Genomic DNA, 23,660 nt, shown 5'->3' on the forward strand with positions numbered 1-23,660 from the left:
CGACCGTTCAGTAACAAGACCCTCGTCCTCGACGCACCCCTGGTGACGCGTCCGTGCGGGCTCGACCACGGAGGGTGCGTCGGTACACCGACAGACCCTCCGGGTACCGTCGTGCCCGGCGGGGGGGCTGCTGACCTCCCGTCGTATCCGGAGGACGGAAGAGCAGCCGCACATGGTCCACCCAGGGTTCACCACCGGGCCGGTCGCGCCCAGTACCTCGCCGTTCGCCGGTCCCGCGCCCCGGGCGACCGACGCCGTGCACGCCGCGCTGGGGCCGGGGCGGATCAGCGAGGAGAAGTCCCCTGACTACTCGCCCACCGCGGTGGGCCGGAATCAGTACTGCAGCGCCAAGGTGAGCTTCGGCCTGTTCGGGGACACCGAGCAGAGCGTCAGCTTCGGGATCTCCGTGGTCCGGAGCGCAGGTGCCGAATCCCGCCCCGGGGCACGGCTCTTCGCCGAGCACGGTGCGGTGGGTGCGGTGACTCCGGGCGGCGCGTGGGCGCTGCTTCCGGAGGGCTGCCCCGCCGGCTTGCAGGCCTCGGTCGGCACCGGCCACGACGGGAAGGACGGCGACCACGCGCAAGGTACCGCCCGGCTCGCCGTCGAGCTCGCCGGCCTCGCCGCGAAGGACCGCAACTGCGGCAGCACCCCGCCCGCGCCGAGGACGCTGTCCCCGGCGGGCGCGGAGCAGCCGGTCGACTGGAACAACCTCTGCGGCCTGCCCGGCATGGCGGTCACCAAGGCACCCGAAGCGGACCACGAGGACTGGTACCGCCAGCAGGCCACCACGGCCTTCTCCCCCGTCTGGTCCTGCGAGGTGACCGACAAGCCGACCGGGAGGCCCGTGGCGTCGTTCGTCGTCGTCACCGAGCCCCGGGCGGTGGACTTCCCCCCGGAGGGGGAGCACTCCACGGCGTTCGGCCGGAGCTCGTGGGCCGGCAGCTCGAACGAGGACGTGGTGGCCCTCTGCCAGGGCCGGAGGACGTACTTCCACTACGAGGAGCGCCCCGCCCCGGCCCTCAGGAGCCAACGCCTGCTTCCCGGCACCGAGGCCGTCCGGACGCGGTTCCTCTCCGCCGCCGGCAAGGCGATCGGCTGCGAGCCGATCATCCCCTAGCAGCCCCTCCTCCCCGAGGACCGCCGCCTCCCCTCCGGTTCCCCCCGGCGGGGGAGGCGGATCGGGTCGGCGGAGGAGGTGCGGGTGGGCGGGTGCGCGGGAGCGTGGGGGCATGACCTCGACGTTTCCGCTCCTCCCCGCCGCCCCGCCCGCACCCGCCGCGCCCGTACCCGCCCCCGTCGGCCGGGTGCGGACCGCCGCCGCCTGGACGGCCGTCGCGGCGACCGTGCCGTACCTCACCCTCAAGCTGCTCTGGCTCACCGGCCACCCGGTCGGGGCCGGGGACGCCGACGCCATGGACGACCTGTGGCTCCTCAACCTGCTCACCTTCGGCATGGACGCCATCGCCGTCGTCCTGGCGCTCGCGTTCGTCCGGCCGTGGGGGCGGCGCGCGCCGGCCGGGCTGCTGGCCTTCCCGATGTGGGTCGCGACCGGGCTGCTCGGCACCATCCTGGTCGCCCTGCCGCTCTTCCTGCTGTCCTCGCTGGTGCTCGGACCGGAGGCCGCGAGGCCCGGAAGCGACGAAGGGCCGAGCAGCTGGGTGTTCACCGTGGTGTACGGCGGCTTCGCCGTCCAGGGGCTGGCGCTGATCACCGGGTTCCTGCTGTACGCCCGGGAGCGCTGGGCCGGGCTGCTGCGCCGCGACCGGATCGGCGACCTGCCGCACTCCCCCACGCTGACCACCCAGCGGGCCTTCGCCCGCGTCGCCGCGCTGCTCGCCGCCGGGGTCGCGGCGGCCCGGCTGTACTGGGCCTTCGGCGGGGGCGCCGGGCTGCCGGTGACCTGGCAGGAGCAGCGCGGCCGGAGCGTGGCGATCATGGACGCGGTGACGGCCGTGATGGCGGTGGCCGCGGTGGCGGCGCTGCTGGTGCTGGTGTTCCGGCTCCGGCCGGGGTGGCGGCTGCGCGGGCCGCTGGCGGTGGTGTGGACGGCGGCCGGGTCGGTGTTCGCCTGGGGCTCCTGGCAGTTGGTGGCGTTCGGGACGTCCGTCACGGCCCCCGCCGACCCGCGCAAGGCGGTGCCGGGGCTGCTGCCGCTGGTGGAGTCGGCGCAGGTGGTGACCGGGCTGCTGGTGCTGGCCGTGGGCGCGGTCGCGCTGGTCGAGCGGGCCGCGGCGGGCGCCGTCCGGGACACCGTCCGGGACACCGCCTGGGCCGCGGCGGCCGGCCCGGCCGCCGGAATCCCCGAGGCCCCCGGCGGCGCTGACGTAGAGTCTGGGAAATGATCACGGGGGCGGGTCGGGAGCCGGACGGGAGCGGTGCCGCGCTGCGGCGGGCCGCGGGTGCGCTGTTCGGGCGGCGGGCCCGGCTGCGCTGGGTGCACCTGGTGCTCGGCGGCGCGCTGCTGATGCCGTACTGGATGCTGGCGACGGTCGCGCTCGGGGCGCTGGATCCGCGCAAGGGCTCGCTGCTGCAACTGCTGCTCTACTTCGCCGCGCTCGCCGTCTCGCTCCCGATGGCCGCCGTCACCGCCCTGGTCCCGATCGTCCGGGCGCTGGAGGGCGCGGCGGCCCTGGCGCTGTGCACGCCCCGGCGGGCGGCGGAGGTGGTCACCGGCCCGGCCCGGTCCTGGGCGGCCCGGCGGCGGACGGCCGCGTGGTTCGTGCTGCACCTGCTGTTCGGCGGCGTGGTCAGCGGGATGACGCTGGCCGGTGCGCCGTTCGCGGTGGTGCTGATCCTGCGCCCGACCGGCTTCGAGAAGGCGGTGCGGTTCTGGGAGGACCGGGGTGTGCCCGGCTGGCTGCCCGGTCCGCTGCTCGGCGTCGCGCTGCTGGCGCTGATCGTCGGCACCAGCGCCGGCCTGGGCGGGCTGCTGGCGCGGTGGGCGCCGGTCCTGCTCGGCCCGACCCCGGACGAGCGGCTGGCCACCGCCGAACGGCGGGCCGCCGTGCTCGCCCAGCGCAACCGGCTGGCCCGTGAGCTGCACGACTCGGTCGGCCACGCGCTGAGCGCCGTCGGCATCCAGGCCTCGGCCGCCGCCCGGGTGCTGCGCTCCGACCCGGAGTTCGCGGCGGAGGCGCTGGCCGCCATCGAGGAGACCGCGCGCGGCGCCGTCGCCGAACTGGACGCGGTGCTGGGGCTGCTGCGCGAGGAGGACGGCGACGCGGCCGGGCCCGCCGGACCGACCCTCGGCGGGCTGGACGACCTGCTGCGCCAGCTGGCCCGCACCGGGCTGGCGGTGGACGCCGAGCTGGCCCCCGGGCTGGACCGACTGCCGGCCGCGTTCTCCCGCGAGGCCTACCGGATCGTCCAGGAGGGCCTGACCAACGTCCTGCGGCACGCCGGCCCGGGCGGTTCCGCGCCCGCGCGGCTGCGGGTCGCCCCGGCCGGCGGGCGGCTGGAGATCGAACTGACCAACCCGCTCGGGCGGTCGCGACCCAGCCGGCCCGGCGGCGGGCGCGGGCTGCGCGGGATCGGCGAACGCGCGGCGGCGCTGCGCGGCGGCTGCGAGGCCGGGCCGGCGGACGACGGGACGACGTGGCGGCTGGCCGTCTGGCTGCCGGTGGGAGGAGCGCGGTGAGCGACGGGGACGCGGTGAACGACGGGGGCACGGTGAACGACAGGAACGCGGTGAACGACGGGAGCGCGGTGAGCGACGGGAGCGCGGTGAGCAACAGCGGGAACGTCGCGGAGGCCCCGGGGGCCGCGGCCGACGGTCCGGTCCGGGTGGTGATCGCCGACGACGAGCGGCTGGTGCGCACGGGTCTGCGGGTGGTGATCGACGCCGAGCCGGACCTCACCGTCGTCGGCGAGGCGGCCGACGGCGCCGAGGTGGTGCCGCTGGTGCGCGAACTGCGGCCGGACGTGGTGCTGATGGACGTCCGGATGCCGGGGATCGACGGCATCCGGGCCACCGAGCAGCTGGTCGGCGGGATGGCCGACCCGCCCCGGATCCTGGTGGTCACCACCTTCGAGCACGACGACCACGTGTACGACGCGCTGCGGGCGGGGGCCGCCGGGTTCCTGCTGAAGCGGGCGCGGGCCGAGGAGATGGTGCAGGCGGTACGGCTGATCGCGCGCGGCGACTCGCTGCTGTTCCCGGCGGCCGTACGCGAACTGGCCCTGCGGTACGCGGGCCCGGGCGGCGGGCCGGGCACCGCGCGGACCGGGCGGCAGCCGTCCGACCGGGGCCCGATCGGGCGGCTGACCGGGCGGGAGGCGGAGGTGCTGCGGCTGATGGCGGTCGGGCTCAACAACGGGGAGATCGCCGCGGAGCTCGTGGTCAGCCAGGAGACGGTCAAGACCCACGTCGGCGGTGTGCTGGCCAAGCTGGGCGCGCGGGACCGCACCCAGGCGGTGATCGCCGCGTACGAGTCGGGCTTCGTGCTGCCGGGCTGAGCGTGGAGCGGGCAGGCGTGGACCGGTGCTCAGATCCGCCAGTCGCGGATCCGGTCGGCCGCCGCGAACACGTCCGCCCGCCCCTCGGCGATGTCCCGGGCCAGCTCCACCAGCGCCCCGTACGGCGGGTCGATGCCCTCCCCGGCCGCGTGCATGTACGCCGCCGTCGTCATGCAGGCGTACAGGTTGTTGCGCACCGGGAGCGGCCGCAGCAGCACGATCGTGTGCATCAGGGTGGCCGCGCACCAGGCCGGATCGGCGTCGTGGCCCAGCTGCGCGGTGTTCACCCGGTGCCGGGCGACGGCCGCCTGCAGCGCCGAGTAGTCCCGCACGCTGAGGTCCTCCGGCGAGGCCAGCTCCTGGACGTCGAGCAGCCAGCGCAGATCGACCCGCAGCAGCATCATCGCGGCACCCTCATCGCTCCCGCCCCCGCTCAGGCGGCCGGCGCGTCCTCCGGGAACTCCCGGTCGAACTCCTCGCGGTGCGCGTTCCAGAACGCCACCGCGTGGGAGACGAACACCCGGCGCTGCTGCTCCCGCACACTCAGGTCGTGCACATAGGCCTTGACGCTCTTGCCGTCGGCGGCGGCCGCCTCGCGGATGGCGGCGAGCTCGTGCTCCGTGTACTCGATGTTGAGTGCTGGCATGGCGCCGATGGTACTGGAGCGCAAGGGAGTTGGACACCGAGCCGGCACCCCCGAGGCCGCCCCGGGCGGGTGTACGCCGCCGGTCGGATCCGGCCCCCGCCGGTGTACCTCCCTGGTCGGGGTACGGACCGCTCCACAGGCTGACGTGCGGTGGCCGGACCGCTCCGTACCGTCAACTCATGGGCGGCGGAGGGGTTCCGCGGGGGAGGCCCGGACCTGGAGGCACAGGACACGGCATGGGTATCGGACACAGGACATCGATGGCCAGGGCGGCGGGCGTCGTGGCGGTCGCGCTCGCGCTCACGGCGGGGACGGCGGGCGCGGCCGGGGCGGTCGGGGCGGTCGGCGGCGCGCCGGACGGGGACGGCGCGACGGGGCGGCCGGGCGTCAACCGGCTGGAGGGCGTCTGGCAGGCGGACGGGTACAGCACGATCATCGAGATCCACGGGACCACCTTCCGCACCTACGACGTGACCCGGATCAGCTGCACCCCGGGCTTCCTGAGCGGCACGCAGGTCGGCACGCCCGGGCCCGGCGGCGCCGTTCGCTACGGCCGGGCGGGCAAGGCGTACGCGGAGCTGACGCTCACTCCCCAGGGGCGCAACCGGGCGGTGTACCGGGAGGACTCCGCCGCCGGGACCAGGAACCTGTCCCGGCTGCCCGGCGGCCTGCCGGCCCAGTGCACGCGGCCGGCGCCGCAGGACGCCCTCGCGGTCTTCGACCGGTTCTGGGCGAACTTCGAGGAGAACTACCCCTTCTTCGCCGCCAAGGGCATCGACTGGCAAGCCAGGGGCGCGCAGGCGCGGGCAGGGATCACCCCGCAGACCGACACCGACACGCTCCAGGGAATCCTCGCCGGCCTCCTGGAACCGCTCGGCGACGCGCACACCGCGCTGGGGCGCAAGCGCGCCGACGGCGGGTACGGCCTGGTCTTCGGCGGACAGCGCCCGGGCACCCAGGATCCCGACGACGAGACCCGGGAGCAGGCGGACCGGGCGGTCGCCGCCCAGCTCGTCGCCCCCGAGCAGACCTTCGGCCGCGGCCGGCTGGGTGTCGGCGAACTCCCGGGCGGCATCGGCTACCTGCGGGTGAGCGCCTTCGACGGGTACGTGGCCGACGCTCCCCACCAGGCCAAGGAGGCCGAACTGGACCGGGCGCTGGACGCCCTGCTGGCCCACCCCGACCGGCTGAACGGCCTGGTGATCGACCTGCGGCTGAACGGCGGCGGATCGGACGCGCTGGGGCTGCGGATCGCCTCCCGGCTCACCGACCGGCCGTTCCTCGCCTACCGCAAGGTGGCGCGCAACGACCCGGCCGACCCGACCGCCTTCACCCGCCCGGACCCGATCACCGTCCGGCCCGCCGCCGGGGCCACCCGCTACACCGGGCCGATCGCCCTGCTCACGGCCGGCTCGACGGTGAGCGCGGGCGAGACCTTCACCCAGGCGATGGCCGAACGGCGCCCGGCGCCGGTACGGATCGGCGAGAACACCCAGGGTGTCTTCTCCGACGTCATGATCAAACTGATCTCCGACAACCTGCTCATCGGCCTGCCGAACGAGAAGTTCCTCACCCGCGACGGCAGCACCTTCGACGGCCCGGGCATCCCGCCGGACGTCCGCACCCCGGTCTTCACCCCGGAGGAGCTGGCCGGACTGAAGGACTCCGCCCTGACCGAGGCCCGGCGGCTGCTCACCGCCGGGGCCGGCCCGAGCTGACCGCCGCGCCGGAGCGCCGGTGCTGCATCGGCGGTGCCGCACCGACCGGCGCTACATCGGCTCCACCGCCCTCAGCGCGCCGTCCAGCTCCAGCCAGCGGGTGACGCCCAGGCCGCGCAGGAACGGCACGTCGTGGCTGGCCACGATCAGCGCCCCCTGGTAGGCGGCGAGCGCCTGGGTGAGCTGGCGGACGCTGGCCAGGTCGAGGTTGTTGGTCGGCTCGTCGAGCAGCAGCAGCTGCGGCGGCGGGTCGGCCAGCAGCAGCGCCGCCAGGGTGGCCCGGAACCGCTCGCCGCCGGAGAGCGTGCCGGCCGGCTGGTCGGCCCGCCCGCCGCGGAACAGGAACCGGGCCAACCGGGCCCGGACCGCGTTGTCCCCCGCGCCGGGCGCGAACAGCTTGACGTTGCCCACGACGGACAGCCCGTCGTCGAGCAGGTCGAGCCGCTGCGGGAGGTGGCGCAGCGGCACCGGGGTGACGACCTCGCCCTCCAGCGGGGCGAGTTCACCGGCGATGGTGCGCAGCAGGGTGGACTTGCCCGCGCCGTTGCGGCCGATCAGGGCGATCCGCTCGGGCCCGCGCAGGTCGAGGTCGGCGGTGATGCCGTACGGCAGCCGGACCTTGTCCAGGGTGAGCACGGTGCGCCCGGCCGGCACGGCGGTGCGGGGCAGGTCGATCCGGATCTCCGCGTCGTCCCGGACGGCCTCCTCGGCGACGGTCAGCTTGCGCTTGGCCTCCTCCAGCCGCTCGGTGTGCATGCCCTGGAGCCGGCCGGCGGTCTCCTGGCCCTGGCGTTTGAGCTTGCCGGCGAAGATGTGCGGATCGTTGCGGGTGACCGAACGCTTCCTGCCGTAACTTGCGCTGCGTTCCAGCCGCATCCGGGCCTCGGCGAGGTCCCGCTTCTGGCGGTGGACGTCGGCCTCGGCGTTGCGCAGCAGCCGCTCGGCGGTCTCCTGCTGGGCGGCGACGGTGCGCTCGTACTCGGCGAAGTTGCCGCCGTACCAGGTGACCTGACTGTCCCTCAGTTCGGCGATCTGGTCGACGTGCTGGAGCAGTTCGCGGTCGTGGCTGACGATCACCATCACACCGCCCCAGCCGGCCACCGTCTCGTAGAGCCGCTGCCGGGCGGAGCGGTCCAGGTTGTTGGTCGGCTCGTCGAGCAGCAGGACGTCGGGGCGGCGCAGCAGCAGGGCGGCCAGCCGCAGCAGGACGGCCTCGCCGCCGGAGAGTTCGCCGGTGGTGCGGTCGAGGTCGAGCCGGTGCAGACCGAGCCGGTCGAGCAGGGCGCGGGCGCGCTCCTCGACGTCCCAGTCGTCGCCGACCGCGTCGAAGTGGCGCTGGTCGGTGGAGCCGGTCTCGATGGCGTACAGGGCCTCGCGGGCGGCCCGGACGCCGAGCGCCTCGTCGACCCGCAGGCCGGTGTCCAGGGTGAGGCCCTGCGGCAGGTAGCCGATCTCGCCGGCCGCCCTGACGACGCCCGAGGTGGGGGTGAGTTCACCCGCCAGCAGGCGCAGCAGGGTGGACTTGCCCGCGCCGTTGAGCCCGATCAGCCCGGTGCGGCCGGGGCCGACGGCGAGGTGGAAGCCGTCGAGGACGGGCCTGCCGTCCGGCCACTCGAAGGAGAGGTCGGTGCAGAGCAGTGAGGTGGTGGGTTGTGCCATGGAAAGCCTCCCGAAGGTCGCCGACGTGGTCGTGGAGCAACACGGGGAGACACCGCGGGTGCGGGTGGGGACCGGGAGGGGAGGGCCCGGGGTCGTCAGAAGGACGGGGGACGCCGGGCAGGCTCACCACTGAGGTCGGGCACGCGCACACTCACGGACCGCGGGCAGCGACATGGCTGCGATGCGGCGGGGGCGGTGTCTCGGGACCTCAGTAGATCAATGGCCTTCTCCTGTTCTGGCGACTGGCAGGCATCACGCTACGGACGGCCCCCGAGGCGTGCAACCGGTTTTCTCGGTGCCGATCACGTGCCGATCCGGTGACGGCCGCGTCCCGGAACGGTCCGGCGACGGGGGTCGTCCGCGGCGCATGGCAGACTCCTCCCCTGCCACCCGCTCGACACTCGCGGCCGTGGCGTGCATTCACAGGGGGAACAGAACAGATGTCACCGATATCCCGGGCGACGCGTGCTGCGCTGGGCGCTTCCGTCGTCGCGCTGACCATGGTCGTCGCGACCGCGTGCGGTCCGGACAACAGCGACCCGGTCGCCGACCCGTCCGGCGCGCAGACCGCCGCGACCACCGCGGGCTCCACCGGCAAGCCGGGCGGTCTGCCGCCGATCAAGCTGCCGACCGCCGACGAGCTCAAGAAGTGGAGCTTCGACGACTGGGACAAGTGGGCCCAACAGAACGTCATCACCCCGGCGGTCAAGGGCTTCTGGGACCTCCAGAAGATCCTCAAGGCCAAGCCGGCCAAGCCGGGCCCGGGCAACCAGCCCACCGGTCAGCCCACCGCGCAACCGACCGCACAGCCGACGTCGGCGGCCCCGACGGACCGGCCGACCAGCGCCGCGCCCGCCCAGCCGGGCGGCACCGGCGGCGGCCAGAACGACCCGCAGCCCAAGCTCGTCGAGATGAAGCCCGTCGCCCACCCGTACGCCAAGCCGGCCCACGTCAACGGCAAGCTGTTCTTCCAGGACGGCAACCAGGACTACGTCTGCTCCGGCACCGTCGTCTCCGACCCGGCCAACCCGGGGAAGAGCAACCTGGTCTGGACGGCCAGCCACTGCCTGCACGGCGGCAAGGGCGGCAAGTACCACACCAACATCACCTTCGCCCCGGCCTTCAACAGCACCGGCGCGGTCAGCGGCGGCAAGCAGGGCTCGCTCGCCGAGGCCGAGCCGTACGGCGAGTGGGGCGCCGTCGCGGGCATGGTCGCCCCGCAGTGGACGGCCGAGGCCGACCCGGAGAACGGCGGCCCGTGGAGCCAGTACGACTTCGGCATCCTCAGGGTGGCCAACCCGGACGGCAGCGCCAAGTCGCTGGAGGAGGTCGTCGGCGGCTCGGTGCCGGTCTGGTTCAACGCCCCGCGCGAGCAGATCGCCACGGTGAGCACCTACGGCTACCCGGCCGGCAAGCCCTTCGACGGCATGGAGCTGGAGCACTGCGAGGCCGGCAAGCCGGCCCGCCGCTCGATGGACCCGGCCCGCCCGACCATGCTGATGACCGGCTGCAACGGCACCGGCGGCGACAGCGGCGGCGGCTGGTTCACCACCAAGGACGGCAGGCAGGTCCTGGTGTCGGACACCTCCATCGGCGGCTTCGACAACACCTGGGAGGCCGGCCCGTACCTGGACGACGTCGCCCAGCACGCGCTGGACTACTTCTCCAGGAAGAACAAGTGACCCCGGTCACGGCCTGACCCGCTCCGACCTCCCCGCCGGGGGCGGCGGCACCCCCGCGTGCCGCCGCCCCCGGCGGCGTCCGTGCCCGCCCGCCTAGAATCGGGGCATCATGAGCGCCACACTCGTCGTCAAGGACCTCGCCGCCGGCCACGGCGAGCGCACCCTCTTTTCCGGCCTGGACCTGGTCGTCGCCCCCGGTGACGTGATCGGCCTGGTCGGCGTCAACGGAGCCGGCAAGTCCACCCTGCTGCGCCTGCTGGCCGGACTGGACGCCCCGGAGGGCGGTTCGGTGCGGCTCAGCCCGGCCACCGCCAACGTCGGCCACCTCCCGCAGGAGCCGGAGCGCCGCCCGGAGGAGTCGGTCCGCGACTTCCTGGCCCGCCGCACCGGGGTGGCCGCCGCGCAGGCCGCGCTGGACGAGGCCACCCAGGGCCTGGTGGACGGCGTGCCCGGCGCCGACGACGCCTACGCGGTGAACCTGGACCGCTGGCTGGACCTCGGCGGCGCCGACCTGGAGGAGCGCGCCGAGGAGGTCGCCGACTCGCTCGGCCTCAAGGTCTCCCTGGACCTACCGATGACGGCCCTGTCCGGCGGCCAGGCGGCCCGGGCCGGCCTGGCCTCGCTGCTGCTCTCCCGCTACGACGTCTTCCTGCTCGACGAGCCCACCAACGACCTCGACCTGGACGGCCTGGAGCGGCTGGAGGCCTTCGTCAAGGGCCTGCGCGCGGGCACCGTGGTGATCAGCCACGACCGCGAGTTCCTGGCCCGCACCGTCACCAAGGTGCTGGAGCTGGACCTGCACCAGGGGCAGGTCAACCTCTACGGCGGCGGCTACGAGGCGTACCTGGAGGAGCGCGCGACCGCCCGCCGGCACGCCCGCGAGGAGTACGAGGAGTACGCCGATACCAAGGCGGGCCTGGAGGCCCGGGCCCGGATGCAGCGCGGCTGGATGGAGAACGGCGTGCGCAACGCGCGCCGCAAGTCCAGCGACAACGACAAGATCGGGCGTGCGATGCGCACCGAGTCCACCGAGAAGCAGGCCGCCAAGGCCCGCCAGACGCAGCGGATGATCGAGCGCCTCGACGTGGTCGAGGAGCCGCGCAAGGAGTGGGAGCTGCGGATGGAGATCGCCACCGCGCCGCGCTCCGGCTCGGTGGTCGCCACCCTGCGCGGGGCCACCGCCCGGCGCGGCGACTTCACGCTCGGCCCGGTCGACCTGCAGATCGACTGGGCGGACCGGGTGGCCATCACCGGCGCCAACGGCGCGGGCAAGTCCACCCTGCTGGCCGCCCTGCTGGGCCGGCTCGAACTCGACGGGGGCAGCGCCGCGCTGGGCTCCGGCGTGGTCGTCGGCGAGGTGGACCAGGCCCGCGGGCTGTTCCTCGGCGGGGAGCCGCTGCTGGAGGCGTTCGCCGCCGCCGTCCCGGAGCTCGCGCCGGAGGAGGTGCGAACCCTGTTGGCCAAGTTCGGCCTGAAGGCGGTGCACGTGCTCCGCCCGGCGGACACCCTCTCCCCCGGCGAGCGCACCAGGGCGGCGCTGGCGCTGCTCCAGGCTCGCGGGGTGAACCTGCTGGTGCTGGACGAGCCCACCAACCACCTGGACCTGCCCGCGATCGAGCAGTTGGAGTCGGCGCTCGGCTCGTACACCGGCACGCTGCTGCTGGTCACCCACGACCGGCGGATGCTGGACACCGTCGCGGTGAACCGGCGGATCGAGGTCGGCGGCGGCCGGGTCCGCGAACTGTAGCCGGGGAGACGGCGGCGGGGCCGGGAGGGGAGGTCCAGACCTCTTCCCCGGCCCGCCGTCATGTGCTGTGCTGTCGCCCATGGTTGACAGCACAGCGCTCGACAGCGCGGTGGCAGACGTGTCCTACCCGACCGTCCCGCTCACCCCCATGACCGTGCCCGCCCACGAGGCCGAGGCCCGCAGCAAGGCATTCCACGACGTGATGGACCAGCGCCGGACCGTCCGCGACTACTCGACGCGCCCGATCCCGGACGGCGTCGTCGAGTGGGCCGTCCGCACCGCCAACACCGCGCCGAGCGGCGCGCACGTGCAGCCCTGGCGGTTCGTGGTGATCACCGATCCGGAGCGCAAGCGCCTGCTGCGGGAGGCCGCCGAGGCCGAGGAGCGCGAGTTCTACGCGCACCGGGCCTCCGAGGAGTGGCTGGCCGCACTGGCGCCGATCGGCACCGACTGGCACAAGCCGTTCCTGGAGGACGCGCCGGCCGTGATCGTCGTCTTCGAGGTGCACAAGGGCCCCAACTCGCCGCGTCCGTACTACACCAAGGAGTCGGTGGGGATCGCCGTCGGCCTGCTGCTCGCCTCGCTGCACCAGGCGGGACTGGCGACGCTGACCCACACGCCGAGCCCGATGAAGTTCCTCAACGAGGTGTGCGAACGGCCGCAGGAGGAACGGGCCGCGTACGTCATTCCGGTGGGTTACCCCGCCGAGGGGGCGCGCGTGCCGGACCTGCGGCGCAAGGAGCTCGACGAGGTGCTGATCCGGCTCTGACGCGCCCCCGGCGCGGCCGGCGCGCGGCGGCGGCCGGTGGTGACAGGTACAGGACGTCGACATAATCGCCGTCATGGACCACGTCATGCCGCCGCCGCGCGGGGGCGCCTCCGCGCCCGGTGTGCCGGCCCTCGGCGCGCCCGCCCCCGGCCGGCCGCCCGAACTGCTGCGGCCGGCCGACGGGATCACCCTGCGGCGGCGCTCCCCGGCCCAGGCCCCCGCGCTCAACGCCGCCGTCCGGGCCAACCTGGAGCACCTGCGCCCCTGGATGGAGTGGGCCGCCGAGGCGCCCACCCCCGCCCGGACCGCCGCACTCGCCGCGGCCGGCGTCGCCGCCTGGGACGCCGGCACCGACTTCATCTACCTGGCCGCCCTGGACGCCGAACCGGGCCGGGTGATCGGCTCGTTCGGCCTGCACCGCAGGATCGGCCCGGGCGCGCTGGAGATCGGCTACTGGGTGAGCGCCGAGCACGGCCGCCGCGGCATCGCCACCGCCGCCGCCCGGTCGGTCACCGCGGCGGCACTCGCCCTGCCCGGGATCCGCCGGGTCGAGCTCCACTGCGACCCGGCCAACACCGCCAGCGGCGCGGTGGCCCGCCGGCTCGGCTTCCGGCTCGACCGGGTGGTCGACGCGCCGGTCCGGGCGCCGGGCGAGACCGGGCGCGAGCAGGTCTGGATCCAGGAGCGCCACCCGCCCGGCCCGTGCGCCGTCTGGTGAAGGTGCCGAGGGTGCCGGGCCCCCAGGACCTGCGGGGTCCGGACGGTCAGTACCGCTCGCCGGTCGCCGCCGGCAACGCGTCCAGCTCGGCGAGGTCGGCCGGCGAGAGCACCAGATCGGCCGCCGCCGCGTTCTCCTCCAGGTACTTCGGCGTCCTGGTCCCCGGGATCGGCAGCACGTACCGCCCCTGCGCCAGCACCCAGGCGAGCGCCACCTGCGCGGGCGTCGCACCGTGCCGCGCCGCGACCTCCCGCACCCGCTCCACCAGCGCCAGGTTGGCCTTCAGCGCCTCCTGCTGGAAGCGCGGCAGCTGCCGGCGGAAGTCGTCCGCCGGCAGCTCGTCGAACGAGGCGATGCCGCCGGTCAGGAAGCCCCGGCCGAGCGGGGAGAACGGCAGGAACGCGATCCCCTGCTCCTCGGTGTAGGGCAGCACCTCGGCGAGCGAGTCCCGGGTCCAGAGCGACAGCTCGTTCTGCACCGAGGCCACCGGGTGCACGGCCTGCGCGCGCCCGATCTCCTCGACGGTCACCTCGGAGAGACCGATCCGCCGCGCCTTTCCGGCCGCCACCGCCTCGGCGAGCGCGCCCCAGGACTCCTCGACCGGCACCTCCGGGTCGATCCGGTGCAGCTGGTACAGGTCGACGTGGTCGGTGCCGAGCCGGCGCAGGCTGTCGTCGATCGCCCGGCGGATGTGCTCCGGCCGCCCGTTGCGCAGCACCCGCTCCTCGTCGTTGCCCGGCACCAGGCCCACCTTGGTGGCCAGCACCGCGCGCTCCCGGTACGGCCCGGCCAGCGCGGCGCCGACCACCTCCTCGTTGGTGTACGGCCCGTAGATGTCGGAGGTGTCGATCAGCGTGACGCCGAGGTCCAGCGCCTGCCGGATCACCCGCACCGACTTGTCGTCGTCGCGGTTGTGCACGTCGTAGGCCCAGGTCATCCCCATGCAGCCGAGGCCGACGACCCCGACCTCGGGACCCTCGCTGCCGAGCGTGGCGTTGCGCATGACGGTACTCCTCACTGGTGCCGGCCCGGCGTGGCGCCGACCGCGGTCGGATCAACTCAACGGGGAACAGCCTGTCCCTTCGAGTGCGCTCTAGGTCAAGCCCGTTCCCGCCACCGGGTGACGCCGCGCCAGCCAGTCCCGGAACCCTCCCCCCAGCACCAGGTCCGCGAGCCGCCGGTACCCGCCCGCCCCCGGGTGCGCGCCGTCCCCGGCCAGCGCCTCCGCCGCCCAGACCCGGTCCGCCGCCAGCTCCCGGGTCACGCCGACGAACGGCACCCCGCGCCCGGCGCAGATCCCGGCGATCCCGTCGGCCAGCGCCAGCGCCCGCTCCAGGTGCGGCGCGCCCGCGCCGACCACCGGCGGCGGGCCCACCATCAGCGGCGCGAGGCCGCGCTCGCGCGCCCCGTCCAGCAGCGCCGCCACGTTGGCCAGGCACGCCTCCGGCGCGACCCGCACCCGGCCGCCCTCCTCCACCGCGTCGTTGCTGCCCACCGACAGCACCAGCCGGTTGTCCGCGCCGGGCAGCGCCCGGACCGCCGCCTCACCCCGGCAGCGGGCCAGCACGTCCGCCGAAGTGCTGCGCCGCACGCCCAGGTTGAACGCCGTCACCGCGTCCGGCCGCGCCGCGAGATCCGCCCAGCAGTCCGCCATCACCCGGCCCACCCAGCCCCGGAACTCCGGGTCCCCGACGCCCTGGGTGAACGAGTCGCCGACGAAGACGATCCGCAGGTCCCTGCCATTCAAGTCCTTGGTCACAGCGGAACCTTAAGGTCCGCGTAAGCCTTGCCATGACGTGCCTTTGATGCACGGGAGGTTCTTGACGTGCCCAGGTGGTCTAGTCCAGGTTGATGCTCAGCACCGCGCAACTCCCCCACCGGACCACCCCTCCACCGCCGCCCGCCCCGCGTCTCCTCCCCCCGCGCGGGCCGGGCGGCGGCCCCCGTCCACCGAGAGGCACCCCCATGCCACGCGCGCCCCACGACACCGCTGCCCGGCACCGCCGCCCGGTCCTCCGCACCAAGGTGCTCGGCCTCACCACCGCCGTCGTCCTGGCCGGCGGCGGCCTCGCCACGATGGCCGGGAACGCCGGCGCCGCCGACGGCAACCTGCTCGGCAACCCCGGGTTCGAGAGCGGCTCGCTGGGCGCCTGGAGCTGTACCGGAACGGCCGGCAGCGTGGTCGACTCCGGCGCGCACGGCGGCTCGTACGCGCTGCGCGGCGAGGTCTCCAGCGCGGACACCGCGCAGTGCGGCCAGAGCGTCACGGTGCGGCCCAACACCACGTACACGCTGAGCGCCTGGGTCCAGGGCCAGTACGTGTACCTCGGCGCGACCGGCAGCGGCGTCACCGACCCGGCCGTCTGGACGCCCGGCGGCTCCGGCTGGCAGCAGCTGACCTCCACCTTCACCACCGGCGCGGCCACCACCAGCGTCAACGTCTACCTGCACGGCTGGTACGGGCAGGGCGCCTACCTCGCCGACGACGTCACGCTCACCGGCCCCGGCGGCAACCCGAGCACCCCGCCGCCCACCACCACGCCCCCGACCACCACACCGCCCACCACCACGCCGCCGACCGGCGGGCCGACCACCCCCGCGCCGAACGTCGCCCTCCCGGTCGCCCCGTACATCGACATGGGCGCCTGGCCCACCCCGTCGATGCCCGCGATGGCCAAGTCCGGCAACCTCAAGGGCTTCACCATGGGCTTCGTCACCGCCGTGGGCTGCAAGGCCAGCTGGTTCAACGCCTACGACCCGCGCACCGGCTGGGCCAAGGACCAGATCGACGCGCTGCGCGCGGCCGGCGGCGACGTCAAGCTCTCCTTCGGCGGCGCCAGCGGCACCGAACTCGCCGCCGCCTGCACCAGCGTCGACTCCCTGTTCGCCGAGTACGACGCCGTGGTGAACGCCTACGACCTGCGCTACGTCGACTTCGACATCGAGGGCGCCGCGATCGCCGACACCGTCGCCAACGACCGCCGCTCCGCCGCCCTCGCCAAGCTGCAGAAGGCCCACCCCGGCCTCAAGGTCTCCTTCACCCTGCCGGTCCTGCCCGAGGGCCTGACCACCGAGGGCGTCGCCATCGTCCGCTCCGCCCGGGACGCGGGCCTGGACGTCGACGTCGTCAACGTCATGGCGATGGACTACTACCGCACCGGCACCGACTACGGCGACGCCGCCGTCCAGGCCGCGCAGTCCCTGTACGGCCAGCTCAAGGCGCTGTACCCGGCCAAGAGCGACGCCCAGCTGTGGGCGACGGTCGGGGTCACCCCGATGCTCGGCGAGAACGACGACCACCAGATCTACAACCAGGCCGACGCCCAGCAGCTGGTCGCCTTCGCCCGGCAGCACCACCTCGGCGTGCTGGCCTTCTGGGACGCCACCCGGGACGCCAACGCCTGCACCGGCGGCGGCCTCTTCAAGTGCACCAACATCCCGCAGCAGCCGTACGAGTTCGCGAAGATCTTCGCCCAGTACGCCGGCTGAGCCCCGGCACCCGCCGAGCCCTGACAAGCCCTGACACTCGCTGAGTGCCGGGCACCGGACGGCGCCGACGGCCCCCTTTCCCGGGGGTCGCCGGCGCCGCCGCAATTCGCGCGCGCGTTCCCCGCCGGTCGACTACAGTCCCGGTCAATGCCCAGGGGCAGCGCAGAGGCAGGCGCACCGCCTTGCCAAGGCGGACACGTCGGTTCGAATCCGGGCGAGGCCGGGTCCCCCGTCTCCGGCGTCTTCCTCAAGGACTACCGTGAGGCCGCCTGGTGACCCTGCCGCCGGAGCGGTGGTGACCCCGCCGCCGTCCAGGCGCTACGCCGGGGCGGTGATCCGCTCCACCGGGCCGAACTCGCGGAAGGTCCCGTGGATGCGCATCGGGACGCCCTTCAGCTCGGTCTTCCGGTCGAAGCGGACGGTACGCCCCTGGGCGTCGATCCACTGGTCGAGGTGGAAGCTCGTGACGCCCTTGCCCTTGAGGATCTTGTAGCTCTCGGGCTCCACCGCCTTCATCCGCTCCAGGTCGACGGTGCCGGCGAGGTGGAAGCACGGGGTGCCCTCGCAGTCCTCCATCCCCTGGCGGGCGGACCGGCCGAGGTCCAGCAGCGCCTTGGCGTAGCCGTGGTAGTCGGCGATCCGGTCGCCGAGCGGGGACTTCCGCCAGCTGCTTCCGCTCTTGATGTAGGTGGTGCCGTCGTCGGTCACGACGGTGGTCGGGCCGCTGTCGGTGGCGCCGACGACGTCGCCGCCGCCGCCCGCGCTCATGGATTCGCTGAGCCGGCCGGAGCGGACGGGCCCGTTGAGGTTGACCCGGCCCTTGGTGACTGCGCTGAGCGGGCCGCCCTCGGTCGTGAAGTCCTGGGTGGCCGCGTACGGCGTCTTCTCCGCCAGCGCGAGCGCCTTCTCCGGGTCGATCGCCCCGCCCACCGTCGTGGCGGTGACGGTGGGCGTTGTGGTGACGGTGGGCGTCGACGTCGGCGTCTCGACGGCGGTGGGCGTCGGCGTGGCGGTCGGCGCGGCCTCGGGCGCGCCGGTCACCGACGCGGACGACGACGCGGACGACGGGGCGGACGCGGCCGGCGCCGCATCGTCGTTGCAGCCCACCAGGCCGACGAGGGAGACCGCCGCAGCGGCGACAGCAAAGACAGTGGAACGACGCATGGTCAGGAGAACCCCCCGGTCGAACAAAGAGACGGGGCGCATCCTGACACATCATCTGGTCCGTGGTCGAACTGTTTTCCCCCGGCCCCGGACCATCGCGACGCCCGCGTCCAGGTCGACCCCCGCCCCGGGCGGGGCGCCGGCGTGCTCGTCGTCCCGCAGGACCAGCCGAGCCTGGCGCTGTTCGATCTGAACGCGTTTGTTGGCGTTGAAGAACGCGTGCAGTTCCTCGACCGCCGTCATACCGAGGCCGCCCGCAACCGTCCCGGCGCGCGACCTCCTCCGGCGTCCGCTCCGGACCGCCGCCACCGCGAACAGCGCGGTCACCAGCGCCGCCACCACCAGGGCCACCGTCACCACCACCATGCCCGGCCCAACGAGCGTGCCGCACACGATCGTTCCGACCGCCCTCCGCGCAGGAAGTCGGACCCGCCGACTTCCTGCGCGGGCCGCCGAACTACGCCACCGGCTCCTCGTCCGCGACCTCCAGGCCGTAGGCGACGACCGCCTGCCGCAGGCCACCCGGGTACCCGGCCAGGGCGGGCGTGAAGTCCCAGTTGCCGGCGTCGTCACGGTCGAAGCGGCCGAGCCGCATCGCGATGTTGGACTCCGCCCCGTCCGCCAGGTGCACGATCGCCGCGTCCTGGTCGGCGCCCGCTTCGAGGATCAGCGCCGGCCCGCCGAACCCGGCCATGGTGGCGTCGGGGTGGTTCTCGGTGTCGGCGGCGGCGATGATGACCAGCCGGTCGGCCTCGGCGGGGAGCGCCTCGAAGTCGACCATCAAGCAGGCGTTGGCGTCGTCGTAGCCGGTGACCAGACGGACGGAACCGTCCGGCGTCGAGGCGTTGTTGTAAAAAACGAGATGGTCGTCGGAGAGCGCCCGGTTGCCCTGGCAGACCAGGGCGGCGATGTCGTACTCCTCCTCCCCGGTCCAGTGCAGCAGCAGCCGGGACGGCTCGGCGGCCACCTCGATCGCCGGCTGCTGCTCGCCCCCGGCACCCGCGGCCTCCTCGTAGGCCGGTGCGAAGATCTCGTGGAACCCGTGGTGCTTCAGCAGACCGACCAGCTCGGCGCCGTTGATCAGCGTGATCGGCTTGCCGGACACGAACTGGTGCGAGCTGGGCCCGAACTTGCTGGTCGTCACCAACACGGCCTTCGTCGCGGCCCCGTCGTGCTGCAGCGTGCCGTAGAGGTCCCGGACCGCCGACGGCGTCACCGTGTCCCGGTACCGCTTGACCTGCACGATCACGTTCCCGCCCCGGAACGGGTCGGTGTCGATGCCCCGGACGTCCACCCCGCCGTCCTTGGACCGGGCCGTGAGCTCGACCTTCATGCCCGTGGACTCCATCAGCCGGGCGATCAGCCCCTCGAACTCGATCGGGTCCATCTCCAGCAGGAGCTGGAGTTCGCGCACCCGCCGCGCCATCCGGCCGCGGTTCGCATTGGTGTCGTCACGCAGATGCCGGAACAGCATGCGCTGCGCACGGCGCTCGGCGGTGTCGGGGTTGCTGAGGCGGTGGAGCTTGCGGCTCCGGGACATAGGTACTCCCTCGAACGCACCCGACCGACAGGTCGTCAGGTGCGTGTCATAAACGGCGACTTCAGAACGGCTTGGGTGTGTCCCCCGCTGGGTAAGTGAGTAGGTTACCGCCGCTCATAGGCTTTCGGCATGACGACGAACAACAGCGACCTTCTTGTGATGACCACGACCCACGACGACGAGGCGAAGGCCCGCGCCCTGGCCACCGCCGCGGTACGGGCCCGGCTCGCGGCCTGCGCGCAGGTGTACCGGATCCAGTCCGTCTACTGGTGGGAGGGCGAGGTCCAGGACACGGCCGAGTGGCGGATCGACTTCAAGACCCGCGCCGAACTCGCCGACGCCCTCACCGGGTTCATCGACGAGCACCACGACTACGACACCCCCGAGGTCGTCGCCGTCACGGTGGCGGCCGGGAGCCCCGCGTACCTGGAGTGGGTACGGGCGGAGACCGCCGAGCGATGAGCGCCTGTTCCCGCGCCGGGTTCCGGCGACTTCCTGCGGCGCGCCACTGCCCGGCGGTCGCGAACGGGCCGATCGCGGGCACGTGCCGCGCCGGCCCGGCCGCACGGCCCGGCGCCTATTCCTCCGGAGAGTCCCGCCGGTCAGCGCCGTCCCGCCAAGGGAACGGGGCGAGGTCGGGCTCGACCCAGCTGGTCCTCGCCTGCGCGCCGGCCAGCGTCGCCGGGCGGTAGAAGCGGGTCAGCAGTTGCTTGTCGAGCAGCTCGGGGTGGCGGTCCGCGAACGCGGTGAAGTCACCTTCGTCGGGTTCGGTCGCGTGGTGCCCGACCAGTTCCACCCAGGCACGGCTGATGGTCGCGTGGTACTTCTCGGGTGCACCCGCGTTGCGGGCGGTGCGCCGGATCCCGTCGCTGACCACACCGACCGCGGCGGGCACGCCGTACTCCCGCACGGCCAGCCACGTCAGATGGACGTGCTCGCGGTGGCCGAACCGCCCGGCGGTCGCCATCGCCTCCGCCATCAACGCTTCGAAGGTGGGCGCATCGGCGACCTGCGGTCGGGGCTCGCGCAGGGTCATGAGGACACCTCTGTCAGGGCTTGCAGGGCGGTGCGCAGGGCGACAACAGCGTCGTCGGGCAGGTTGCCGAGCGCGCGGCGTTCCAAGTCGGCGATGGCCTGGTGGATCGTGGTGGCAGCCACCCGCCCGGAGGGGGTGAGTGCGATGAGCACCGCCCGGCGGTCTCCCGGGCGGGTGCCTCGGGTGATGTGACCGCGCCGCTCCAGCCGGTCCAGCACGCTGGTCAGCGTGGTGGGGCGGGTGCCGACGGCCGCGCCCAGCTCGGAGACGGTTCGCCCACGGCCGTCGGCAAGGTTGGCCAGCGCATTGATCTCGGAGGCGGTCAGGTCCAGGTCGACCAGTTCTGCGGCGAGCACCTGGAGGGTGGCATGGGTGGCCCGCTGGAGCGCCAGCAGGGCGGACCAGTCGGATGGTACGGATTCGGATTTCACGATTTCGAACTGTACGATTTCGTACAATACGCCGCAAGTCGGGGCCACCAGCCACCGACGCCCCCGACAGCCGGCAGGCCTTCCTCACCTACGCCACCACCACCGAGGCCTGAAGCAGAAACTGCCCGCCGCTCCGAGGGCGGAGCGGCGGGCCGTCGGCTTTCCCCTGTCAGAACCAGTGGAGGGCGTGCGGGGCGCGGTCGGTGCGGAAGAGGGTGTCGGCGAGGGCGGCGGCGTCGGGGTGGTGGGCGCGGATGTGGCCGGCGCGGATCAGGGTGCTGGGGGTGGTGCCGCCGAGGTAGATGGACCCCAGGTCGCTGACGTCGAGCGAGAGGTCGGGCTCGCGGTCGGTCGGGACGCACTCGGCCTTGCCGTCGCGGACGGTCAGCAGGTAGCGGTTGTGCTCGCCGAGGAACGCGTCCGCCACGTCGAGGACGAGCTCGCCGTCGGCGAACCAGCCGCGCGCGGTCAGGGCGCGGGGGACGTCCAGCAGGCGCACCCAGAGCCAGTCCGTCTCGTCGGTCACCTCGCCCGCGCGGAAGTCGGCGAGCTGCCAGCGCAGCGGGTGATCGGTCGGGAGGTGCTTGAACACGATCTTGGTCATCAGGTCGTGTTGCAGCACGTACCGGGCCAGGGCCGTGAAGGCGGCATCGTCGACGGCTATGGTCTCGTCGACGGTCAGGGTGAGCGTCTTGGTCACGTGGTCGTAGTCGCCCCGCGAGTAGCTCGCGTACCCGTCCGGTACGCCGTCGGCATCGCGGTGGACGGCGACGTAGCGCGGCGCCGGGGCGATGGGCGGCTGCCCCGCCCGCAGGGCCCACCAGTGGTGCGGCCGCGACACCGCGCCGGGCTGCGTGCGCCGGTACCGGTCGTAGACCTCCTCCATGAGGTCGACGCACTCGGCCCGCCGCAGCACCTCGACCGTGCCGGTGTCCGCGGCGCCGCCCGCCCGCGGGGCGGCGAGGTCCGAGCGGTGGCGCGGCACCGTCAGCCGCCGGGTGTACGTCGCCGGGCCGTAGCCGAAGCGGCGGTAGATGACGGCCTCGGAGGCCAGCAGTACCGAGAGGAACTCCCCCCGCTCCCGAAGCTCCGCGAGCTGGTGCCGCATCATCCCGGTGAGCACGCCCTGGCGCCTATGGGTTGGCAGCACGCCGACGGCGGTCACCCCGGCGACCGGGACGATGGCGCCACCGGGCAGGGTGAGTTCGAAGGAGTACGCGCCGGCCGTGCCGATCGGCTTCCCGTCGTCCGCCACCGCCAGCACGCCCCGGTCCAGCTCCATGGCCGCCCACCAGACCCCGCCGCCGTCCTCGGCCGGTGTGTCCGGGGCCAGCCCGAACGGGACGAGGAGGGTTTCGACGAAGACGTCACGGTCCTGCTCGGTGGTGGAACGGATCTCCATGGGTACAGCGGCCTCCCCTGGTCACGGCACCACCGCACGTGGTGCCCGCCACAGTGCAACTCCCCCGGACGCCCAGGTCAAGCGATTTTCGCGCCCGCCCCGGGTCCTCACGCGTAGCGGAGGGCGGGGCGGGAGAGGAGGCCGAGGAGGGTGCCGAGGGCCAGGCCGAGCAGGGAGTCGAGAACGTCCTGGGCATCGCAGGCGCGGCCCAGGGCGGGTACGGCGTACTGGGCGGCCTCCAGGGCGAACGGGAGCGCGGCGGCACCGACGAGCACGGCGGCGGCCCGGCGGCGGGAGCCGGCCAGGGCGGCGGCCAGACCGATCGGGGCGAACATCAGGATCGCGAGGTCGGCCTGCCGCGAGCCGAACCACTCCCCCGGCGGCCGCAGGTGGAGGCCGCCGAACGAGCAGTGCCGGACGACGCCCGCCCAGGAGGCGTCCTCCCGGAGCGGGCGCGGGTGCGCCGGCAACAGGGTCAGCGTGGCCACCACGCCGAGGGCGAGCAGCAGGAGGAAGCCCACCGCCCAGTGCGTGCGCAGCAGCCGCCCGACCGGGCGGTTGAGCAGCGCCGCCGGGACGAGGGAGGCGAGCAGTCCGGGCCAGAACATCGGTAGCCCGTTCAACACGGTTTTGATCACGCCCGCACGGACGCCGCCGACGCCCGCGCGGTTCTCCCCGGCGCACCGTCCGCCCTCGACCGATCCTTGAACTGGCGCACTGTTAGAGTCAGTTGGAATTCCGACCAAGGGGGTCAATCGCATGAAGCTCCGTCCGGCGGCAGTCGTCGTGGGCGTCGCGGCCACCGTGCTGATCGTCGTCGCGTTCCGGCCGGCCGCGAGCCGGCCCGAGCCTCCCCGGCCCGGTGGAGCGCGCGACGCCCACGCGCCCTCCGCCATGCCGTCCGCGCCCGGCGCCGAGGACGGCTCCGCCGCCTTCACCCGGTGGGTCGAGCAGCACGGCACCGAGGAGCAGCGGACAGCCGTCCTGGGCCACGTCACCAGGCTCAACCGGGCCGTGCAGCAGGACGACCACGTCAACACCTACCTGGCCACCGACTTCCCCGAGAACGTCGACGCCCGGACGCGCACCATCATCCGCGCCTACCTGAACTGGGCCGGGCCGGACGACCCCGCCCGGATGCTCGTCCTCTACAACGCCACCGGCTCGGTGATGGGCGCGGTCCGCGTCGCCGACTGGAGCTGAC

At 74.0% G+C, this 23,660-nt stretch carries 24 protein-coding genes and 1 tRNA gene; 13 read left to right on the forward strand and 12 right to left on the reverse strand.

What is annotated here, in order from left to right; all coding sequences use genetic code 11:
• The first annotated feature begins 172 nt into the window (after positions 1 to 172).
• From ACFVVU_RS04420 to ACFVVU_RS04435, 4 genes are all read left to right on the forward strand, one after another.
• On the forward strand, positions 173 to 1,117 hold the full coding sequence (locus ACFVVU_RS04420) for a hypothetical protein (RefSeq protein ID WP_387788355.1): 945 nt from the start codon (positions 173 to 175) through the stop codon (positions 1,115 to 1,117).
• Positions 1,118 to 1,229: 112 nt separating this feature from the next.
• Complete coding sequence (locus tag ACFVVU_RS04425) at positions 1,230 to 2,342, forward strand: hypothetical protein (protein ID WP_387788356.1); 1,113 nt, start codon at positions 1,230 to 1,232, stop codon at positions 2,340 to 2,342.
• The gene (locus ACFVVU_RS04430; RefSeq protein ID WP_387788357.1) at positions 2,339 to 3,637 is read left to right on the forward strand and encodes a sensor histidine kinase; all 1,299 of its coding nucleotides are present in this window, start codon (positions 2,339 to 2,341) and stop codon (positions 3,635 to 3,637) included. Before ACFVVU_RS04425 ends, ACFVVU_RS04430 begins: the two co-directional genes overlap by 4 nt.
• Before the next feature lie 86 nt (positions 3,638 to 3,723).
• A complete protein-coding gene (locus ACFVVU_RS04435; RefSeq protein ID WP_387788504.1) occupies positions 3,724 to 4,455 on the forward strand; it encodes a response regulator in 732 nt (243 codons plus the stop codon).
• Between the two features lie 29 nt (positions 4,456 to 4,484).
• Here ACFVVU_RS04435 and ACFVVU_RS04440 read toward each other — a convergent pair whose 3' ends face one another.
• Both ACFVVU_RS04440 and ACFVVU_RS04445 read right to left on the reverse strand, forming a co-directional pair.
• The gene (locus ACFVVU_RS04440; RefSeq protein ID WP_380681448.1) at positions 4,485 to 4,856 is read right to left on the reverse strand and encodes a toxin Doc; all 372 of its coding nucleotides are present in this window, start codon (positions 4,854 to 4,856) and stop codon (positions 4,485 to 4,487) included.
• A 32-nt stretch (positions 4,857 to 4,888) separates the two neighbouring features.
• Positions 4,889 to 5,101 (reverse strand): hypothetical protein, encoded by a 213-nt coding sequence (locus ACFVVU_RS04445; RefSeq protein ID WP_344322900.1) that lies wholly within the window; start codon positions 5,099 to 5,101, stop codon positions 4,889 to 4,891.
• Positions 5,102 to 5,337: 236 nt separating this feature from the next.
• Here ACFVVU_RS04445 and ACFVVU_RS04450 point away from each other — a divergent pair, with 236 nt between their 5' ends.
• The gene (locus ACFVVU_RS04450) at positions 5,338 to 6,819 is read left to right on the forward strand and encodes a S41 family peptidase (protein ID WP_387788358.1); all 1,482 of its coding nucleotides are present in this window, start codon (positions 5,338 to 5,340) and stop codon (positions 6,817 to 6,819) included.
• 51 nt (positions 6,820 to 6,870) lie between these two features.
• Here the strand turns inward: ACFVVU_RS04450 and ACFVVU_RS04455 are convergent, their stop codons facing one another.
• On the reverse strand, positions 6,871 to 8,478 hold the full coding sequence (locus ACFVVU_RS04455; protein ID WP_387788359.1) for an ABC-F family ATP-binding cassette domain-containing protein: 1,608 nt from the start codon (positions 8,476 to 8,478) through the stop codon (positions 6,871 to 6,873).
• A 440-nt stretch (positions 8,479 to 8,918) separates the two neighbouring features.
• On the opposite strand from ACFVVU_RS04455, the gene ACFVVU_RS04460 reads away from it, so the two are divergent.
• The 4 genes from ACFVVU_RS04460 (at position 8,919) to ACFVVU_RS04475 (ending at position 13,394) form a co-directional block, all read left to right on the forward strand.
• Positions 8,919 to 10,160, forward strand: coding sequence for a hypothetical protein (locus ACFVVU_RS04460; RefSeq protein ID WP_387788360.1), 1,242 nt, complete (start codon positions 8,919 to 8,921; stop codon positions 10,158 to 10,160).
• Between the two features lie 109 nt (positions 10,161 to 10,269).
• Positions 10,270 to 11,907, forward strand: coding sequence for an ABC-F family ATP-binding cassette domain-containing protein (locus ACFVVU_RS04465; RefSeq protein ID WP_380686501.1), 1,638 nt, complete (start codon positions 10,270 to 10,272; stop codon positions 11,905 to 11,907).
• Between the two features lie 79 nt (positions 11,908 to 11,986).
• A complete protein-coding gene (locus ACFVVU_RS04470; RefSeq protein WP_380686499.1) occupies positions 11,987 to 12,676 on the forward strand; it encodes a nitroreductase family protein in 690 nt (229 codons plus the stop codon).
• A 73-nt stretch (positions 12,677 to 12,749) separates the two neighbouring features.
• On the forward strand, positions 12,750 to 13,394 hold the full coding sequence (locus tag ACFVVU_RS04475) for a GNAT family N-acetyltransferase (RefSeq protein WP_380686497.1): 645 nt from the start codon (positions 12,750 to 12,752) through the stop codon (positions 13,392 to 13,394).
• Between the two features lie 46 nt (positions 13,395 to 13,440).
• Here ACFVVU_RS04475 and ACFVVU_RS04480 read toward each other — a convergent pair whose 3' ends face one another.
• Both ACFVVU_RS04480 and ACFVVU_RS04485 read right to left on the reverse strand, forming a co-directional pair.
• On the reverse strand, positions 13,441 to 14,397 hold the full coding sequence (locus tag ACFVVU_RS04480; RefSeq protein ID WP_380686495.1) for an aldo/keto reductase: 957 nt from the start codon (positions 14,395 to 14,397) through the stop codon (positions 13,441 to 13,443).
• A gap of 90 nt (positions 14,398 to 14,487) precedes the next feature.
• Complete coding sequence (locus ACFVVU_RS04485) at positions 14,488 to 15,153, reverse strand: GDSL-type esterase/lipase family protein (RefSeq protein ID WP_387788361.1); 666 nt, start codon at positions 15,151 to 15,153, stop codon at positions 14,488 to 14,490.
• Between the two features lie 206 nt (positions 15,154 to 15,359).
• On the opposite strand from ACFVVU_RS04485, the gene ACFVVU_RS04490 reads away from it, so the two are divergent.
• Both ACFVVU_RS04490 and ACFVVU_RS04495 read left to right on the forward strand, forming a co-directional pair.
• Positions 15,360 to 16,883: a carbohydrate binding domain-containing protein gene (locus ACFVVU_RS04490; RefSeq protein WP_387788362.1), complete on the forward strand. Its 1,524-nt coding sequence runs from the start codon at positions 15,360 to 15,362 to the stop codon at positions 16,881 to 16,883.
• A gap of 156 nt (positions 16,884 to 17,039) precedes the next feature.
• Positions 17,040 to 17,106: transfer RNA gene (locus ACFVVU_RS04495), tRNA-Gly, on the forward strand.
• A 95-nt stretch (positions 17,107 to 17,201) separates the two neighbouring features.
• Here the strand turns inward: ACFVVU_RS04495 and ACFVVU_RS04500 are convergent.
• The 3 genes from ACFVVU_RS04500 to ACFVVU_RS04510 form a co-directional block, all read right to left on the reverse strand.
• On the reverse strand, positions 17,202 to 18,047 hold the full coding sequence (locus ACFVVU_RS04500) for a hypothetical protein (protein ID WP_387788363.1): 846 nt from the start codon (positions 18,045 to 18,047) through the stop codon (positions 17,202 to 17,204).
• Positions 18,048 to 18,098: 51 nt separating this feature from the next.
• Positions 18,099 to 18,440 carry a DUF6191 domain-containing protein gene (locus ACFVVU_RS04505; protein WP_387788364.1) on the reverse strand — a complete coding sequence of 114 codons (342 nt, stop codon included), beginning with the start codon at positions 18,438 to 18,440 and terminating at the stop codon, positions 18,099 to 18,101.
• Positions 18,441 to 18,504: 64 nt separating this feature from the next.
• The gene (locus ACFVVU_RS04510; protein ID WP_387788365.1) at positions 18,505 to 19,587 is read right to left on the reverse strand and encodes a restriction endonuclease; all 1,083 of its coding nucleotides are present in this window, start codon (positions 19,585 to 19,587) and stop codon (positions 18,505 to 18,507) included.
• Between the two features lie 129 nt (positions 19,588 to 19,716).
• Between ACFVVU_RS04510 and cutA the strand changes: the two genes are divergently transcribed.
• Complete coding sequence (gene cutA / locus ACFVVU_RS04515; protein ID WP_380689916.1) at positions 19,717 to 20,049, forward strand: divalent-cation tolerance protein CutA; 333 nt, start codon at positions 19,717 to 19,719, stop codon at positions 20,047 to 20,049.
• A 115-nt stretch (positions 20,050 to 20,164) separates the two neighbouring features.
• Here cutA and ACFVVU_RS04520 read toward each other — a convergent pair whose 3' ends face one another.
• From ACFVVU_RS04520 to ACFVVU_RS04535, 4 genes are all read right to left on the reverse strand, one after another.
• On the reverse strand, positions 20,165 to 20,623 hold the full coding sequence (locus tag ACFVVU_RS04520; protein ID WP_387788366.1) for a hypothetical protein: 459 nt from the start codon (positions 20,621 to 20,623) through the stop codon (positions 20,165 to 20,167).
• On the reverse strand, positions 20,620 to 21,054 hold the full coding sequence (locus ACFVVU_RS04525) for a MarR family winged helix-turn-helix transcriptional regulator (RefSeq protein WP_380689912.1): 435 nt from the start codon (positions 21,052 to 21,054) through the stop codon (positions 20,620 to 20,622). Before ACFVVU_RS04525 ends, ACFVVU_RS04520 begins: the two co-directional genes overlap by 4 nt.
• Before the next feature lie 169 nt (positions 21,055 to 21,223).
• Complete coding sequence (locus tag ACFVVU_RS04530) at positions 21,224 to 22,456, reverse strand: GNAT family N-acetyltransferase (protein ID WP_387788367.1); 1,233 nt, start codon at positions 22,454 to 22,456, stop codon at positions 21,224 to 21,226.
• Positions 22,457 to 22,563: 107 nt separating this feature from the next.
• On the reverse strand, positions 22,564 to 23,079 hold the full coding sequence (locus tag ACFVVU_RS04535; protein ID WP_387788368.1) for a VanZ family protein: 516 nt from the start codon (positions 23,077 to 23,079) through the stop codon (positions 22,564 to 22,566).
• A 136-nt stretch (positions 23,080 to 23,215) separates the two neighbouring features.
• Here ACFVVU_RS04535 and ACFVVU_RS04540 point away from each other — a divergent pair, with 136 nt between their 5' ends.
• Positions 23,216 to 23,659 carry a hypothetical protein gene (locus ACFVVU_RS04540; RefSeq protein ID WP_380686611.1) on the forward strand — a complete coding sequence of 148 codons (444 nt, stop codon included), beginning with the start codon at positions 23,216 to 23,218 and terminating at the stop codon, positions 23,657 to 23,659.
• The last annotated feature ends 1 nt before the right edge of the window (position 23,660 follow it).

The sequence above is a fragment of the Kitasatospora sp. NPDC057965 genome, assembly GCF_042887135.1.
Taxonomy (GTDB): domain Bacteria; phylum Actinomycetota; class Actinomycetes; order Streptomycetales; family Streptomycetaceae; genus Kitasatospora.